Below are 16,801 nucleotides of genomic sequence, written 5' to 3'. Positions count from 1 at the left end.
GGATCATCCAGCGGTTTTTATCATTTAGTTGGATTCTTTTGTTCTAGTAATTGAAGTTCAGTTATCATCTTATCTTGATTAATGCTTTCACCAATGAAAACCAGAGTAAGCGGCATTTTCATTAAGTCAGGCAATAAAGTTGGAACACCATACGAGTATTGAAAAGAGTAGATCGTTGTTGAATCAGTGAACTGTATGAATCCTTTGATGCGAAAGACATTATCAGGCAAAGACCTTAAGAAATTTTCGAAATCAATTCTGTTAATCGAAGATTGAAATGTATATACAAATGATTTCATATTTAAATGTTTCGTAATATGAGCTGCATTGTATGCTTCTTTTTTAATCAATTTTGTATTAAGTAAGTGTGTAGGGTTAATTTTGGAAAAAGAAGTGAAGAATGTCTTCGCCTTCGGGTTAATAGATTGAATTTCATATAATAATGCAGCTTGTTCATCGTTTTCAACTAAATCCATTTTATTTAATAAGAGAACATCTGCATGTTTAATTTGCTCAAGTAGTAACATGCGAATTTGAAGGCTTAATTTTTCACGGTTCTTCCATCTATTTAAATCAACAATTGAAATAATGCCTCTCATATCTACCGTATTTGCGAATATTGGAGACAGGCAAGCGTCATACACTTCCATTGGGTGTGCAGCACCAGTGGTCTCAATATAAATGACGTCTAAATCATTCGAACGTAGTAAGTCTTCTAATTGTACTTCAAACTGATCTTGTAATGAGCAGCATACACACCCATTAAGTAATTCTTTCAAAGGAGTATCATCTTCAACGACTGTAGAGTCGATGGAAATTTGCCCAATTTCATTCATTACAACAGCCACTTTTCGATTGTTTTCTTTTTCATATTGAAGAAGATTTGTAAGGAGCGTTGTTTTTCCACTGCCTAGAAATCCACCAAGTATGTATATTTCTGTTTTCATGTTTAAGTCCTCCTAACTTATTTATTATAATTGATAAAGGAAGTATTGTCAGATAAGTGTTTTCTTTTTCATTTTTGAGTATCCTATCCTATACTAGTAGTAGTGTATGTTTATAAAAGGGAGGATGCTATGAATTTTGATCAGTTACATAATCGAAAGGGTTCAGATTCTGCCAAATGGGATGGTGTAAATAAATACTTCGGTGAACAAGATTTGCATCCAATGTGGGTAGCAGATATGGATTTTCCGGCTCCACAACCAGTTATCGAAGCGTTAAATGATAAAGTAGAACATGGTATATATGGCTATCCACATGTTCCTGATAGCACTTATCAATCAATAACCGGATGGCTTTCTCAACGTCATCAGTGGGAAATTAACCAGGATTGGATTTCGTTCATACTTGGAGTTGTTCCAGCAATTAGCACTATTATTCATGCACTAACAGAAGTTGGAGATAAAATCATTATTCAACCACCAGTTTATTATCCGTTCTTTGGGATGGTTGAAGATAATGAACGTGTACTGTCCTTAAATCCACTTAAGCTTGAAGATGGTCAATATAAGATTGATTTTGATCATCTTGAACAAATAATTGACAACGAAACAAAAATGCTAATTCTATGTAGCCCTCATAACCCTGTAGGTAGGGTCTGGTCTAAGGATGAGTTACAGAAGCTTGGAGACATTTGCATAAAGAACAATATTTTAGTCATTAGTGATGAGATTCATGCGGACTTAACATTAAATGGTCAAAAACATGTTCCATTTGCATCAATATCAAAAGAGTTTGCTGATATAAGTATCACATGTCTAGCTCCGAGTAAGACATTTAACCTTGCAGGTACACAAGCCGCTTATATGATTATTCCGAACGATGGCTTACGTAAGAAAGTTGATAATCAAAAAAAGAAACAAGGTTTGTATGCATTAAATATTTTTGGTCTAACTGCATTGGAGGCAGCGTATACTCATGGTGGAATTTGGTTAGATAGTCTAATGGAATATATAGAGGATAATGTGAAACTTGTAAAGGATTTTCTCGAAACAGAATTACCATCAATAAGACTTATTGAACCTGAAGGGACATACCTTTTGTGGATCGATTGTCGCGCATTAAATGTCGAACACAAAAAGTTAGAACGTGCTCTACTAAAAGAAGGAAAGCTTGCTTTGAATCAAGGTTATACGTTTGGAGAGAATGGGCAAGGGTTTATTCGAATGAATATTGCTACGCAAAAAGCTCATATTCAAGAAGGATTAAAACGATTAAAACAAGTAATTGATTCTGTACAAGGTTAATAAGTGCTTAAATAATCATAAAGTCACATAGCGAGTACTAAAGTGAATAAATGTTTAAACAAAACAACTTATAAAATGGAGGTTTCATCATGAGTTATCTTGAAAATCAAACAGCAATTATTACAGGTGCAAGTAGTGGGATCGGAAGAGCGATTGCATCTAAGCTAGCTGAGCAAGGAGCGAATGTCGTACTAGCAGCGCGTCGTAAAGAAAAATTAGAAAAATTAGCTGAAGAAATTGAACAAACAACATCATCACAAGTATTGATTGTTGAGACAGATGTTACAAATAAAGATGACGTCGAAAACATGTATAATCAAGCAAAAAATAAGTTTGGAAGCATTGATATTTATATTAACAATGCTGGTGTAATGTTATTATCATTCATGAGTAAGGATAAAGTAAATGAATGGGATCAGATGATCGATGTAAATATTAAAGGAGTATTATATGGTATTCATGTTGCATTACCATCAATGCTTGAGCAAGATAGGGGACATATCGTCAATGTTTCATCAGTTGCAGGGCATGAAACGTTTCCATCCAGTGTTGTATATAGTGCAACGAAGTATGCGGTACGTGCCATTTCAATGGGATTGGAAAAAGAGTTATCGACAACAAGTGTCCGTGTAACGAATATCTCACCAGGTGCTGTTCAAACTGAGCTAGCGGATCATATTACAGATGAGCAAGTGATTGAAAGCATAAAAGAAAAAAATAAAGATAGAAAAATATTAGATGCAAATGACATTGCAAATGCAGTTACATACGCTGTTACACAGCCTGAATACGTAAATGTAAATGAAATTATCGTTAGACCATCTAAGAAATAAAATGATAGTGAATTGAGAATACAGAGGTACAAACAACACCGTTTGTACCTTTCTCTTTAGAATTATAGCAATTATGAGCAGACCATTATACAAGTGATTAGAAGTTTTAGTAAGATGAGGATATAAATCATTGTAGTAGATAAGTAAGGAGTGAGCTTGTTGCAGCCAATTGATACAAAACAAGTGCAAGGTGCGATTAATTCTTATCAAAATAAAGACGTTTATTTGCATCTTGAAACGACAAATGGAGCATATGCTAATTTTACTGGTGAAAAGTCATTTAGTGCAGGCGCATTTATACGTAATGTCAAACTTTCATATACGAATGGAAAAATCGCTGGTGAAGGACCATACCGTGTTGGATTGAAGTTAGATGGAGGTTGGGTATATGCTGAAGGTTTAACACATTGGGAGATTGACGATAAAAACCGACTTCTACTAGCAGGACATGGACCTGATGGGAAGTTGGCAGCCGCATTAGAAATTAGTGAAACAAGATTTGGTTAATTAATTCATAAAGGTGGTAAACAAAAATGGAAAGGCATGTACTCGTTATTTTTCCACATCCAGACGATGAAGCGTTTGGCGTTTCTGGGTCAATAGCTTTATATCGAAAGCAAGGAATACCTGTCACATATATGTGTGGGACATTAGGAGAAATGGGGAGGAATTTGGGACAGCCGCCAACGGCAACCCGTGAATCTCTACCTCAAATTCGAAAAAATGAATTACAGGAAGCTTGTAAGGCTGTTGGGATAGAAGATTTGCGTATGCTTGGTCTACATGATAAAACGATCGAATTTGAAGATGAAGAAAAGATCATTAAAATGGTTTCAGATGCGATTGATGAACTAAATCCATCGTTAATCATAACATTCTATCCCAATTATTGTGTACATCCTGATCATGAAGCAATGGCTAGTGCAGTTGTCGAGGCAGTTAAACGTTTGCCAGCTCATAATCGGCCTGTTATTCACGGTGTAGCATTTGCTCATAACTCTGAACAAGAACTTGGAAATCCTGATATAGTTAGAGATGTTAGTGAAGTAATCGAACAGAAGAAAAAGGCAATATATGCACATCAATCACAAGTTTCAGGTCTTTCTTCCGCTGTGAAATCAAGAGAAAAGGTGAATGATGAACAATTATTTGAATGGTTAAAGACTGAGAGGTTCTGGACATATCCTTTATCTCATGAATAATAGTGATTATTATAACGAAATAATTTTGAGTACAATATAAAGAGAAGGGTACAACAAGCTATCATTCTTGTTTGTACTCTTTTATTATGAGATGATTGTCGTCTCGATAAATTATTCATTGCTTTCCATTTATAGATATGGTATTAATAGGATCAGGTTTTACAGTTTGATTAGAGGGGGCGAGTTTAGTGAACAAACCCGTGAAAAAGAAGATGTATATGTTACTATTCAATAGGGATCAACGAAGTGAATCAGATGAAATCATTTATCATATGAAACTAACAGACGATACGCCAATTGAGAAGATGCAACTAACTGTTCGTACATACACGATACTTAAACAACATGGTGTGCATTCGGTTGGGCAAGTGCGTAACTTAACGATGGCTGAGATTCAAAGGATGCATAATATCCATGAAAAATGTATAGATGAACTTTCGGAACTATTAAAATGGTTATAATAATGAGATGAGCGGAAAGCTGAAGTACAGCTATCCGCTCATCTTTTTAGTTATATAGTTCCGCTAATTTCTTCTGAACATCTTTATCTTGTAAATACTCATCATAGCTCATTGCTTTATCAACTAAACCATTTGGTGTAAGTTCAATAATGCGATTTGCAATAGTATCTACAAATTGATGGTCATGAGAAGAGAAGATCATCGAACCTTTAAAACTAATTAATCCATTGTTTAATGCTGTAATCGATTCAAGGTCTAAGTGGTTAGTAGGTTCATCAAGAAGAATCACATTAGCTCCACTTAGCATCATTTTAGAAAGCATGCATCGTACTTTCTCACCACCAGAAAGAACACTTGCTTTTTTCAATACTTCATCCCCACTAAACAACATTCTACCTAGGAAACCACGTAAAAATGTTTCTGTATCATCTTGAGGTGAATATTGACGTAACCAATCAACTAAGTTCAAGTCAACACCCTCAAAGAATTCAGAGTTATCTTTCGGGAAGTAGGATTGACTTGTCGTTACACCCCATTTGAATGTACCACTATCAGCTTCCATTTCACCTGTTAAGATTTTAAGAAGTGTAGTCTTTGCAATTTCATTTGGTCCAACAAGTGCGATTTTGTCATCTTTATTCATCGTAAATGTAACATTGTCTAAGACTTTTTCACCATCGATTGTTTTCGTAAGACCTTCTATACGTAATAAGTCATTTCCAATTTCACGATCAGGTGTGAACCCAACAAATGGATAACGACGTGATGAGGGTTGAATATCATCAAGAGTAATTTTATCTAGCAACTTTTTACGTGATGTCGCTTGTTTAGATTTCGATGCATTTGCACTAAAGCGAGCAATGAAGTTTTGAAGTTCTTTAATCTTTTCTTCTTTTTTCTTATTTTGATCTTGTTGCATTTTTGTTGCTAGTTGGCTTGATTCATACCAGAAATCATAGTTACCAACGAAGATTTGGATTTTACCATAGTCTAGGTCAGCAATATGTGTACACACTTTATTTAAGAAGTGTCGGTCATGTGAGACAACGATAACGGTATTTTCAAAGTTAATTAAAAATTCTTCAAGCCATTGAATCGCTTTGATGTCAAGATGGTTTGTAGGCTCATCTAATAAAAGTACATCTGGTTTACCAAATAAAGCTTGTGCTAAAAGTACTTTGACCTTTTCTCCACCTGTTAATTCAGCCATTTTCTTAGTATGAAGATCCTCAGAAATGCCTAGTCCCTTCAACAAAATTGCAGCATCAGACTCAGCTTCCCAACCATTCATTTCAGCGAATTCACCTTCAAGCTCAGCTGCTCTCATACCATCTTCTTCAGAGAAATCACCCTTCATATAAATGGCATCTTTTTCTTGCATCACTTCATAAAGACGCTCATAACCCATAATAACTGTTTTTAACACTTCGAATTCTTCATATTCAAAGTGATCTTGTTTCAAAACAGCAAGACGTTCACCTGGGTTCATGTGTACGTCACCAGATTGTGCCTCAATATCACCAGATAAAATCTTTAAGAAAGTAGATTTCCCAGCTCCATTTGCACCGATAAGACCATAACAGTTCCCAGGCGTGAATTTAATATTTACATCTTCAAATAGCTTACGACCACCAAAGCGTAAACCAACATTATTTACAGTAATCATAATTCAAATATCCTCCAAAATAGAAAGTTCCAACAAATTATATCATTATTAATACCTTGAAGCGAGTATGAGTAAGAGAAACATAGTGAAAAATTGTAGAAAGGTCATGTTTCTATATCATTATGAAACAGAAAAAAATATACCTTTTTTGAAAAGATTAAAGTAAAATGAAGTGTTGGATAGTATAAGTGTGTGTTCAAAAAGGAGGACAAAAAGGGTGGAGAAGAACAAGGTGACGAAGGATTGAGTACCGAGTGTACGTTTGTAGGATACATGTGGAGTGGAAAAGCAAATCAACTCAGGTATTCAACAGTCATTTTTCCCGTACTTTTTGAACATCCTCTATAAGTGGAAGGATTGAATAAATTTTGAAATTAACTAAGCAAAAGAGTGTAGAGCTATTAGCCCCTGCTGGTAATTGGGAGTGTTTACGTGCTGCTGTTGCAAACGGTGCTGATGCAGTCTACTTCGGTGTTGATAAATATAATGCTCGTGTGCGAGCGAAGAACTTTCAAATGGATGAACTTCCTGATATTATGGCATATTTGCATAAGTATGGCGTTCGTGGTTATGTAACGTTTAATATTTTAGTGTTTGAGAATGAGCTTGACGAAGCGAGAGTGTTAATTGAAGCATGTATGGATGCAGGAGTAGATGCACTAATTGTTCAAGATATGGGTATTGTACAACTGATAAGAGAAATATCACCTGATTTTCCGATTCATGGTTCAACTCAAATGACCGTAACTTCCCCAGAGGCAGTTGAGTTTTTGAAACCACATGATTTAAGTGTTGTTGTACTTGGTCGTGAGAATAATGAGAAACATATTAAGAAGATCGCTGAAAAATCAAACGTTCCATTAGAAGTATTTGTTCATGGTGCATTATGTGTATCATATTCTGGTCAATGTTTAACATCTGAAATGTGGGGCGGAAGATCTGCGAATCGCGGAGAATGTGCCCAAGCCTGTCGATTGCCATACGATTTGGAAGTTGATGGTGAAGTGAAGGAAATGGGTGATATCTCATATGTTTTATCTCCGAAGGACTTAGCAGCATTAGAAATTGTGCCAGAGTTAATTGAAGCAGGTGTGTATTCATTTAAAATTGAAGGGCGATTGAAATCACCAGAATATGTTGCGAATGTTGTAAGTAAATATCGTAAAGCAATTGATGAGTATTTCATGGATTCAGGTTATAGTCCTTCAACTGAAGAAATTAGGGAATTACAACAAAGTTTCAGTCGTGGTTTCACATACGGTTTCTTGAAAGGGACGAATAATAAAGAACTATTGGATGGCACATATCCGAAGAGTCGAGGTGTCTATCTTGGAACAGTTAAGAAAGTTTTAAAGGACGCAATTTTATGTGAAATTGAAGCACCTCTTAAACGTGGAGATGGAATTGTTTTTGATGCTGGCCGTCCAGATCAGAAGGAAGAGGGCGGACGTGTATATGACTTAAGGAAAAAAGGTAATAAAGTTGATGGCGAAGTAAGTGGAGGTAAGATCGAGATTGTACTTGGTCGACATGATGTAAACTTAACGAAAGTTCATATCGGAGATAAAATATGGAAAACAAGTGATCAGGAATTAAATAATCGCCTTCGAAAAACGTATGAAGTTGAGCAAGCTCACCATCTGTTCCCACTTCAAGTGCATGTAAGTGGAGAAGTTGGTCAACTATTAACTAGTAAATGGACGGATGCTACAAACGGAAATATAGTTACTGTTCAATCGAGCAAGGAATTAGAACAAGCGATGAAACGACCGTTAACGTTACAATATTTAGGTGAGCAATTTGGACGTTTAGGTGGCACACTATTTGAATTAGATACAATTGAGAGTGACTTGAATGGAGAAGTTATTGTTCCGGTTAAGGAATTAAACAGAATACGTCGAGAAGCTGTGGAGCAATTATTAGAGTTAAGACAGCAACCTCGTCAGTATACGAAAAATGCAGTTGACACTAATCGATCAGAAGTAAAACAGATAGAGCCAATAACACAACCTAACTTAATCCCATTGTGCCGTTCGATGGAACAAATTGAAGCGGCGTGTAAAACAGATATAACATGGATCTATGCAGACTTTGAATTTACGACGGATTATCCGCAAGCAGTAGAGAAAGCCCATCAATATGGAAAGCAAATTGCACTTGCTACTCCACGAATTCATATGCCTGGAGAAAACGGGATTTTAAATGGTATGTTGAAATCAAACCCAGATGCTATTCTTGTTCGTAGTTTAGGTGCAGTTCAGTACTTTACAACGAAAAATTTAAATATTCCACTGATTGGCGACTTTTCACTAAATATTGCAAATCATCGAGCAGTTGATTTGTTTTTAGAACGTGGTTTAAAGCGTGTTACACCATCTTATGATCTAAACATACAACAAGTCGTAGATATGTTAGAAGTAGCACAAAGTGATAAGATTGAGATGGTAATTCACCAACACTTACCGATGTTCCATACAGAACATTGTGTATATTGCACATTTTTGAGTGAAGGTACAGATTATACGAATTGTGGTAGACCGTGTGAAGAACATCGAGTATCATTACAAGACCGTATTGGTATGTCCCATCCTGTTCGAGTTGATATTGGATGTCGGAATACAGTATATAATGCGATTGAACAGTCGGGAGCAGAATATATTACAAACTTCAAGGAATTAGGAGTACAAAATTATCGTATTGAATTCCTTGAAGAAAGTGGAGAAAAAGTTGAAGAAGTGATCAATTTGTACAAAGAAGCGCTTGAAGGGAAGCGTGATGGTACAAGTGTATGGCGCAAGTTGAAGGCAACTAATCAACTAGGGGTTACACGAGGTCAATTAATTAATTAAATACACTTAACAGAGGTTGCAAAGTTATGATTATAAATGCGCAACCTCTTTTTTATGAAAATATTGCTAACTATTAATGAAGTGCAATGTCTATGTCTGTGTAAAAAAATTCCCTTAACGAAGGTCATATTCATAGTTAATCAGTCGCTATTGATAATCTCTATTAACAATACGCAAAAAAATCTGCTTTTACAGATGCATCGATTTTTATTTGGCCTGTGCTGATCGGTGTCGTTTCACTTGTAGCAGAGAGGACACGAGAACTGGGATAAGGTGTTGGTGAATTTGAGATCTCTGTGACTTTATGAGGTACCGGATTTAATAATATTCCGATCGTTCTAGCAATCACATTTGCCTCATATTGCGCATTACAAACAGCTTTTGATAATGCCTCTTGATAATACCAATCTTCGTTTGAAATAGTAAGTTGAATATTTGTTACTTGATTAGCACCCTGTTTAACTGATGTATCAACGACTAGTCCTGTTTTGTCAATCTCATCTACAGTAATTTTTAATAAATGTGTTACAGTAAAGCCTTGGAAAATTTGAATTCCATCTTTATAATCATACTTTGGATAAATTCGATAATTTGATGTTTGAATATTATTGTTCGGAATGCCTAATTTTCCTAAGCCATTTATCACATTATTTGTGAGACGCGAATTTTCATTTTGAGCATCCGTTAAGCTGGTTCCCTCAGTAATAACACCTAAGGTTACAATTGCTTGATTTGGAACTACATATACTGTTCCTATACCAGTAGTATGAAGTGTGGTAATAGTTTTTGGTTTCGAAATCATATTTATCCTCACCTTCTTCAATCCTTGTTTTAATAATATGACTTCTACAAAATGGTATGTATGAAAATATAAGATAACCTTAAAGCAATTAAGTATAATATAAGATTAGTTTATTATTTTGATAGAGTTTATTTTAAAATATTGTAATAGCTCAGTAGGATTCACGTGATTGTAACAAACAATCACTAACTTGGTGAAATATATAAGAATACTAGTGCTATAATGATGGTTATTGCAAACACTCGGGTTTTATTTTGTGAAAATAATCACAAAATTGAAGTGTATAAGGATTATAAAATTGTGAATGTAGCAATTACAGTCAGAAATACAACACAATTGGAGGCATATCTATGAAAAAGTATGTTGTCAGGGTAGCAACACTATTAATTACAGCTTCAATTTTAGCAGCATGTAGTACAAATGATAATTTAAAGGAAGGTTCAAACAAAGAGGAAAATGTTCCTATACAAAATACGAATAACGAATTAAATATAACTGGTGTGAATTGGAGTTTTGATCAAGATACTTATACGATTCCTGCAAATGAGGATGTAACGATTAACTATACAGATGAAGAAGGAATTCACGGCATCAAAATTAGACCGTTTGGTGAAGAGCAAAAGAAAAATGTGTTTGTAGAAGTATTTGATGGTGAAAGTGGAATTGTCAATCTTGAGCCAGGGGAATATGAAATCCATTGTGCTACTAAATGTGGAGGAAAAGAACACAAACTTATGTATTCTACTCTTATAGTAGAATAATAAGTGTTGAAATAAGCTATGCCTTACCACTATGGTTGTTTTTATCGTCTATTATATAGGTAAAAAGAACTCACTATACGGTATTTTGAAATGATGAAAATAAGGGTTAATAAGCTTATTTGACAATTGAAAAACGGTAATGTATAATTTTAGAAAATAAGATGTGTTCATAAATTAACACAAATCACATATGATATGAAGTAGCCAACCTGAGTGACGGTTCTATCATATGTGATTTTTTTACTTATTATACATCTTAACGATAGGGATAAAGTGGATTGAAATGAGTGCTCTTTCAATTTTTAATACTAATGAAATACAAGGTATAGAAGAAAGTATTACGATATTTACTACATAATGAGGGGTTGATTGACATGGCTTTCGGTCGAAAAAATCAAGAAGAGATTAAAACAGAAGAGACAAAGATTTGGGAATGTACTTCTAATGAATGTAATTGTTGGGTAAGAGATAATTTTAAAAGCGAAGAAATTCCTTCTTGTCCAATTTGTCACAGTGAAATGCAAATGACAACGAAAGAGTTACAAGTTGTTGAAAATAATAGTATGTTTCATGAAAAAAAATAACTGTAAAATGCTTAGGTAGTAAATGTTACTACCTAAGCATTTTTTTATATATAAAAGTTAGTAATGTCGAATGATTAGTTTGGATTTCGTTAGTGAAAAATTATAAAGATATTTGTGAATTTATTCATATTAACGATTTATTCAATTAACAATTAGTACACGTATAAAGTGAGCAACAAATGATAGAAATATAAGGGTTTACCTTTTTGAATTTATGAATAATACATGTAAGAACGACAAAGATATAGAAAAGGGCTTTGTAAGGAAGGGGAGGTAAGCTATGAAAGTTGCAAATTATTTTGATGTTGCGATAATTGGTGGTGGTCCAGCAGGGTTATCTGCAGCACTTATATTAGGTCGTGCAAATCGCAGAGTGTTATTAATAGATGAAGGGAAACCTCGAAATCGAGTTACATATGAATCACATGGATTTCTTACACAAGACAGTGTCAAACCTGCACAGATACGACAAATTGCTCAAACTCAATTAGAAAAATACAATAATATCATATATAAAAGCGATGTAGCTATAGATATTAATAACACTAATAATCATTTTGAAATTTTGACAATGAAAAACGATGTTTTTAATGTAAGAAAAGTTATTTTTTCTACTGGTGTGAAGGATAAATATCCACCTATTGTTGGATTTGAAGATATTTATGGATATTCTGCTTTTTTATGTCCTTATTGTGATGGTTGGGAGCATCGAAATAAACCGTTTGCTGTTCTTGGTAGTACGAATAAAATGTACGATTATACGAAAGAAATTTCAAATTGGAGCCATGATACAATCTTGTTTACAAATGGTCAGTCAGGATTGACATTTGAACAAGAGCAAGATTTGAATTTACATGGGATTCAAGTAATTAAAAAACCTATCCAAGCTTTTCAAAACAAGGAAAGAATGTTACAAGAAATTGTTCTTGATGATGGGTCAACGATAGCTAGGCAAGTTTTATTTATCCAACATATTGATATCGAGCAGGCAACAGCTCTTCCTTCAAAATTAGGAATTAAATTAAATGAGAAAAGGGCATTTGAAACTGAGAGACACGGTAAAACAAACATTTATGGAATATATATTATTGGTGACGCTAAGAATATTTTTTCAGGTGTTATGAAGGCAGGGTATGAAGGTCTTGAAGCTGCTGAAGTAATAAATGCGGAGCTTATTGAAGAAGATTGGAAACAACAAAGTGCTGACAGATAGACTGTCAGCACATTGTCGTTTCTAAACTAATTTTTTTAAATCACCTAAAGTGTTCAAAGATCTTTGTTGACATTCATGTAATAAATGTACAAATACTTCAGCTGTCATCAGTGCATCGTTTAAGGCGTGATGACGTATTCTCTTTTCAATATGATAGTGTTTAACAAGGGAGTCAAGATAATTCCGCTTTGAGCCGTGTAGAAAATTAGCGATCGCAAACGAATCGATATATGTTGGTGAGATTGAAGGTAGTTTCCAATTAGTTATTGATTTTTGTAAAAATGGAATGTCAAATGTTGCAGGATGTGCTACTAGTACACTTTCACTACAAAATTGCAAAAACTCATAAATACCTTGTGGAAAGCTCACACCTAGTTTGAAATCAACCCCTTTTAACCCTGTCAATTGTTTAGTATGTGATGTGACAGGTTGTAAAGGTCTTAATACTTTATAAAAGGTGTCATCATATTGTACTTCGCATTTCTCTATTTTTACAGCTCCAATTGAAATAATTTCATTTCCTAATTCTGGAAGAAAACCTGTAGTTTCCAAATCGAAAATTGTAAATGAACAATCTGAAAGCTCGGTATGTTCGCTAAATTGTTTACAATGAACGTATGTTTTAAGATGTTGAGAAATTTTATGATATACGATTGAATCGCTTGCTTTTTTTACTTTGTATTTAAAAAGAAATTGATCAAAGAAATAGTATTTTAAAATCTTAAGTTCGATTGGAAGCATCAAATCACTCGATTTCGATTGAAGCTAATTTCGGTAGCGCGTTGCATCCGATTTACAATCGTTAAAGCTTCTTTTAATTTTCGACGGTCTTCTTTTGTTAATAGAGCTAATGAGATTTCATTTGTAAGAGGTTTTTGTTGTGCTAGTTCTTCTAAATTCTGCTTAATTCTAAATGATAGCAAATGATGTAGTGCTATTTTAGCATTTTCAGTATCTCTAGGGTGGTAAGCTTGCACACTTTTTAATGCTTTTAATCTTTTAACAGTATTTACTTCTCCTATTCCATATTTAATAGCGTTAATACGGATAATACTCGTGATTTGCATGAGACCTGCTTTTTTCAAATTAAACGTCTTATGTTTAGGCTTAATGTTAACCATTCCTAACATTCCTACTGGAACACGATGTTTAATTGCGTCTTTCATCAATAATTGCTGCAATGTTAAAGAACGTTTCACTTTAAGCGTTATGTTGTTTCGAATTTCCTCAGCTAATGAGAAGTCACCAAAGATCGGACGAAAATCATAGAACATGGCAAAATCACGAATTTCTTCAGCATCCATTTTTTTGAGCCATGATTCGATCGCTTGTTTCCAACCTGATTGTGAGCGGCGCCATTTCAATTCTCGTGCCATCATTCCTCCTGTACATTCGGGAAATCCGCATATGGTCAGTTTTTCATTCAATTTATTCGTAAATCGTTCAAAATAAACTGTAATTGCTTTGTGATTCGGGAGGTGAACATAATCATTTATAATTATTCCATTATCTTGATCTGTGCTAAAACCTTGTTCTTTTCGTCCACCACTGCCCATCACAATAAAGCAATAATTTACTGGAGGATATCCGAAGCCTTCTAGGTACATTTCATTTTCTGTTATTTTAATAATTTGTCGATATAACGTGTCGTTATAATTTGTTATGACTTCACAAACATCAAATGCCCAACTGTCTTTTTCAATTAACTCTCGAATAAATGCATGGAAGGTTGTATTTTCTACTGGACCAAGCTTGATTAGTTCTTGAACTGTTTTTGCAAGTGTAATTTTATAAGTCAAATCAAGGTAGTTCGATTCTTGTACATTAAGGAAGGAACGGCTTGTTAATGTACCGACTACAGTATTTTGATGTAAAACTGGAACGAATTTAACTTCATCATTTTTAAAATAAGAGAGTGCCTCATATGCAAATGCTTCGTCTTGAATGGTGTATGGTTTTCGTTTCGCCCATTTTTTTAGAGAAAAATCGTTGTCTTTTTCAATAAGGTAATCTACAAGTTCGTGTTGAGTAATTATACCGTTTAACGTTTGACCATCTTCACTAACAATTAGGCCATAAGTGTTCTTTTTTTTCATTTTCTGTGCAATCTCTTCAATCGTAGTTTCAGGATGAATGAAGACAGGGGAGTTCATCAGGTCCTTTACTTTTGTTCGAAACAGCGTAATGTTCTCATCCTCTTCTTGAGAGGACTTCATTTTAATTTCATCGTAAAGGGTTTTCATACGATTCCCGATACTTTCAAAGATTATTTTTGAAAAATTCGGGTTTTCTGTCATTAAATCAAAGAAGTTTTTTTTGTTAAATTTAAAAACTGTACAATCTTCTAATGCTTGAACTGAAAAAGTCATTTCACCACTTGTTAACATAATCATTAGTCCTATAAGGTCACCAGGATAATAAAATCGTAATGTGAATTGCCTACCGTTTGAACGATGCAGTACGTTTTTTGCTAGACCTGATACGAGGAAAAATATATCTAAGTCTTCGATCGAATCTTCTTCATGAAAAATATATTCATTTTTGGAAAATGTCATATAGTGTGCTTCAGAAATTAGCATATTTAATTGTTGTTCTGTAAGTAAATCAAAAGGATAATACTTATGAATCAAATTTTGAAATTCAGATTGGTTCATTAAAATCGTCACCTTATTAGTCATTTGATTTTAAATCATGATATGTATTAACACTATCATAGTTAATTAATGAAAGGAAATATAGAATAACCTAGCTATTATCATTCTATATACATGTTATGATGTTGGGTATAATACTCTTTAGATATAATTAGTTAAAATCAAACCCATTTGAAAAAACGAGGGATATATGAATTATGTTGTACAACTAAATGACAATTAAGAAAGGACCGTTGGATAATAACCAGCGGTCCTTTCTTTTAAAAATAAGAAGAGATATTAAGCCCAGTTTCCATTTCTAAACAGAGGTTCAATGCTTCCATCATGAGTTTCAGCATCAATGTCCAACTCTGCTGAACCCATCATAAAGTCGACATGTGTAATACTAGAATTTGAGCCATTTTCAGCTAACTCTTCTTCACTCATTTCTTTACCGCCTTCAAGGCAAGATGTATAAGCACTTCCAATTGCTAAGTGACAAGAGGCGTTTTCATCGTAAAGTGTATTAAAGAAAACAATATTTGAATTTGAAATTGGAGAGTCATGTGGAACTAATGCCACTTCACCGAGATAATGAGAACCTTCATCAATTTCAATTAATCGTTTCAGGGTATTAAGTCCTTTTTCTGCTGTGTAATTGACGATCCGACCTTCTTCAAAAGTAAGTGTAAAGTTTTCAATTACATTCCCACCGTAGTGCAATGGTTTTGTACTTGTTACGATGCCATTCACACCAGTTTTGAGAGGTGTAGTAAAGACTTCTTCGGTAGGCATGTTTGCGACAAATTCAACATTATCCTTATTAAAGCTGCCTCCGCCTTCCCATAAATGCTTCTTAGGAAGTTCAATTGTTAATTCAGTACCATGACCACGATAATGTAACTTTTTATATTTCTTTTCGTTTAGGAAGTCGACTTTATCTTGTAACGTTTGATTATGTTTTTTCCATGCTTCGATCGGTTCTTCTTCATAAAGACGAGTAGCATTAAAAATTGCTTCCCAAAGCTTCTCAACAGATTGTTCAGAAGACAATTCAGGGAATACTTTCTGAGCCCATGCAACAGTTGGCACAGAAACGACTGCCCAGCTTACTTTATCAGATTGAATATATTGACGATATGTTTGCAGTGCTTTACCAGCAGCTTTATTAGAAGCAGCAATTCGTTCAGGATCAACATCTTTTAACAGATCAGGGTTTTCAGCATAGATACTTATAAATGCAGCACCTTCCTCTGCCATTTCTTCATATCCTTTTGCTATCCAATTTGGAAACTCATGAAAGGCTTCATCTGGAGCATTATTATACTTGATTAGTGACAGCTCTTCATCCTTCCATTCAACCTGAACATGTTTAGCTCCCGCTTCATATGCTTTTAAAGCTGTTTTATGTACGAATGATTGTGCTTCTATGGGTGCGTTAATGACTAATGTTTGACCCTTTTGAATGTTTACGCCCACTTTTACAATTAGTTCAGCATATTTTTCAACTGTTTGTTCGAAATTTTTCAATTGGCTCCCTCATTTCAA

15 protein-coding genes are annotated in these 16,801 nt (G+C 34.3%); 9 read left to right on the top strand and 6 right to left on the bottom strand.

Features of this window, described 5'->3' with window-relative positions:
- Window positions 1-20: 20 nt before the first annotated feature.
- Window positions 21-947, bottom strand: coding sequence for a CobW family GTP-binding protein (locus tag BFG57_RS08945; protein ID WP_069717148.1), 927 nt, complete (start codon window positions 945-947; stop codon window positions 21-23).
- A gap of 129 nt (window positions 948-1,076) precedes the next feature.
- Here BFG57_RS08945 and BFG57_RS08940 point away from each other — a divergent pair, with 129 nt between their 5' ends.
- From BFG57_RS08940 to BFG57_RS08920, 5 genes are all read left to right on the top strand, one after another.
- The gene (locus tag BFG57_RS08940) at window positions 1,077-2,249 is read left to right on the top strand and encodes a MalY/PatB family protein (protein ID WP_069717147.1); all 1,173 of its coding nucleotides are present in this window, start codon (window positions 1,077-1,079) and stop codon (window positions 2,247-2,249) included.
- Window positions 2,250-2,338: 89 nt separating this feature from the next.
- On the top strand, window positions 2,339-3,082 hold the full coding sequence (locus BFG57_RS08935) for an SDR family oxidoreductase (RefSeq protein ID WP_069717146.1): 744 nt from the start codon (window positions 2,339-2,341) through the stop codon (window positions 3,080-3,082).
- 159 nt (window positions 3,083-3,241) lie between these two features.
- A complete protein-coding gene (locus tag BFG57_RS08930) occupies window positions 3,242-3,589 on the top strand; it encodes a YojF family protein (RefSeq protein ID WP_069717145.1) in 348 nt (115 codons plus the stop codon).
- Between the two features lie 26 nt (window positions 3,590-3,615).
- The gene (gene bshB2, locus BFG57_RS08925) at window positions 3,616-4,284 is read left to right on the top strand and encodes a bacillithiol biosynthesis deacetylase BshB2 (protein ID WP_069717144.1); all 669 of its coding nucleotides are present in this window, start codon (window positions 3,616-3,618) and stop codon (window positions 4,282-4,284) included.
- 188 nt (window positions 4,285-4,472) lie between these two features.
- The gene (locus tag BFG57_RS08920) at window positions 4,473-4,745 is read left to right on the top strand and encodes a DNA-directed RNA polymerase subunit alpha C-terminal domain-containing protein (protein WP_069717143.1); all 273 of its coding nucleotides are present in this window, start codon (window positions 4,473-4,475) and stop codon (window positions 4,743-4,745) included.
- A 46-nt stretch (window positions 4,746-4,791) separates the two neighbouring features.
- Here BFG57_RS08920 and BFG57_RS08915 read toward each other — a convergent pair whose 3' ends face one another.
- A complete protein-coding gene (locus BFG57_RS08915) occupies window positions 4,792-6,411 on the bottom strand; it encodes an ABC-F family ATP-binding cassette domain-containing protein (RefSeq protein WP_069717142.1) in 1,620 nt (539 codons plus the stop codon).
- 365 nt (window positions 6,412-6,776) lie between these two features.
- Between BFG57_RS08915 and BFG57_RS08910 the strand changes: the two genes are divergently transcribed.
- On the top strand, window positions 6,777-9,260 hold the full coding sequence (locus tag BFG57_RS08910; RefSeq protein ID WP_425388495.1) for a U32 family peptidase: 2,484 nt from the start codon (window positions 6,777-6,779) through the stop codon (window positions 9,258-9,260).
- 163 nt (window positions 9,261-9,423) lie between these two features.
- Here BFG57_RS08910 and BFG57_RS08905 read toward each other — a convergent pair whose 3' ends face one another.
- Entirely contained in the window at window positions 9,424-10,062 is a 639-nt protein-coding gene (locus BFG57_RS08905; RefSeq protein WP_069717140.1) for an SIMPL domain-containing protein, read from the bottom strand.
- Window positions 10,063-10,412: 350 nt separating this feature from the next.
- Between BFG57_RS08905 and BFG57_RS08900 the strand changes: the two genes are divergently transcribed.
- The 3 genes from BFG57_RS08900 to BFG57_RS08890 all read left to right on the top strand — a co-directional run bounded on the left by BFG57_RS08900 (window position 10,413) and on the right by BFG57_RS08890 (window position 12,620).
- Complete coding sequence (locus BFG57_RS08900) at window positions 10,413-10,823, top strand: cupredoxin domain-containing protein (RefSeq protein ID WP_069717139.1); 411 nt, start codon at window positions 10,413-10,415, stop codon at window positions 10,821-10,823.
- A 374-nt stretch (window positions 10,824-11,197) separates the two neighbouring features.
- The gene (locus BFG57_RS08895; protein ID WP_175428305.1) at window positions 11,198-11,407 is read left to right on the top strand and encodes a cold-shock protein; all 210 of its coding nucleotides are present in this window, start codon (window positions 11,198-11,200) and stop codon (window positions 11,405-11,407) included.
- Between the two features lie 280 nt (window positions 11,408-11,687).
- Window positions 11,688-12,620 carry an NAD(P)/FAD-dependent oxidoreductase gene (locus tag BFG57_RS08890; protein WP_069717138.1) on the top strand — a complete coding sequence of 311 codons (933 nt, stop codon included), beginning with the start codon at window positions 11,688-11,690 and terminating at the stop codon, window positions 12,618-12,620.
- Window positions 12,621-12,641: 21 nt separating this feature from the next.
- On the opposite strand, the gene BFG57_RS08885 is transcribed toward BFG57_RS08890, so the two are convergent.
- The 3 genes from BFG57_RS08885 to BFG57_RS08875 all read right to left on the bottom strand — a co-directional run bounded on the left by BFG57_RS08885 (window position 12,642) and on the right by BFG57_RS08875 (window position 16,783).
- On the bottom strand, window positions 12,642-13,361 hold the full coding sequence (locus BFG57_RS08885; protein ID WP_069717137.1) for a 3'-5' exonuclease: 720 nt from the start codon (window positions 13,359-13,361) through the stop codon (window positions 12,642-12,644).
- Window positions 13,361-15,274, bottom strand: a complete 1,914-nt coding sequence (locus BFG57_RS08880; RefSeq protein ID WP_069717136.1) for a DUF294 nucleotidyltransferase-like domain-containing protein — start codon at window positions 15,272-15,274, stop codon at window positions 13,361-13,363. Before BFG57_RS08880 ends, BFG57_RS08885 begins: the two co-directional genes overlap by 1 nt.
- Window positions 15,275-15,553: 279 nt before the next feature.
- Complete coding sequence (locus BFG57_RS08875) at window positions 15,554-16,783, bottom strand: aminopeptidase (protein ID WP_069717135.1); 1,230 nt, start codon at window positions 16,781-16,783, stop codon at window positions 15,554-15,556.
- Window positions 16,784-16,801: the final 18 nt, after the last annotated feature.

The organism is Bacillus solimangrovi (assembly GCF_001742425.1).
GTDB classification, from domain to species: domain Bacteria; phylum Bacillota; class Bacilli; order Bacillales; family Bacillaceae_N; genus Bacillus_AV; species Bacillus_AV solimangrovi.
The sequence above is the reverse complement of the archived record's forward strand: the minus strand, read 5'-3'. Positions and strand labels throughout refer to the sequence as shown.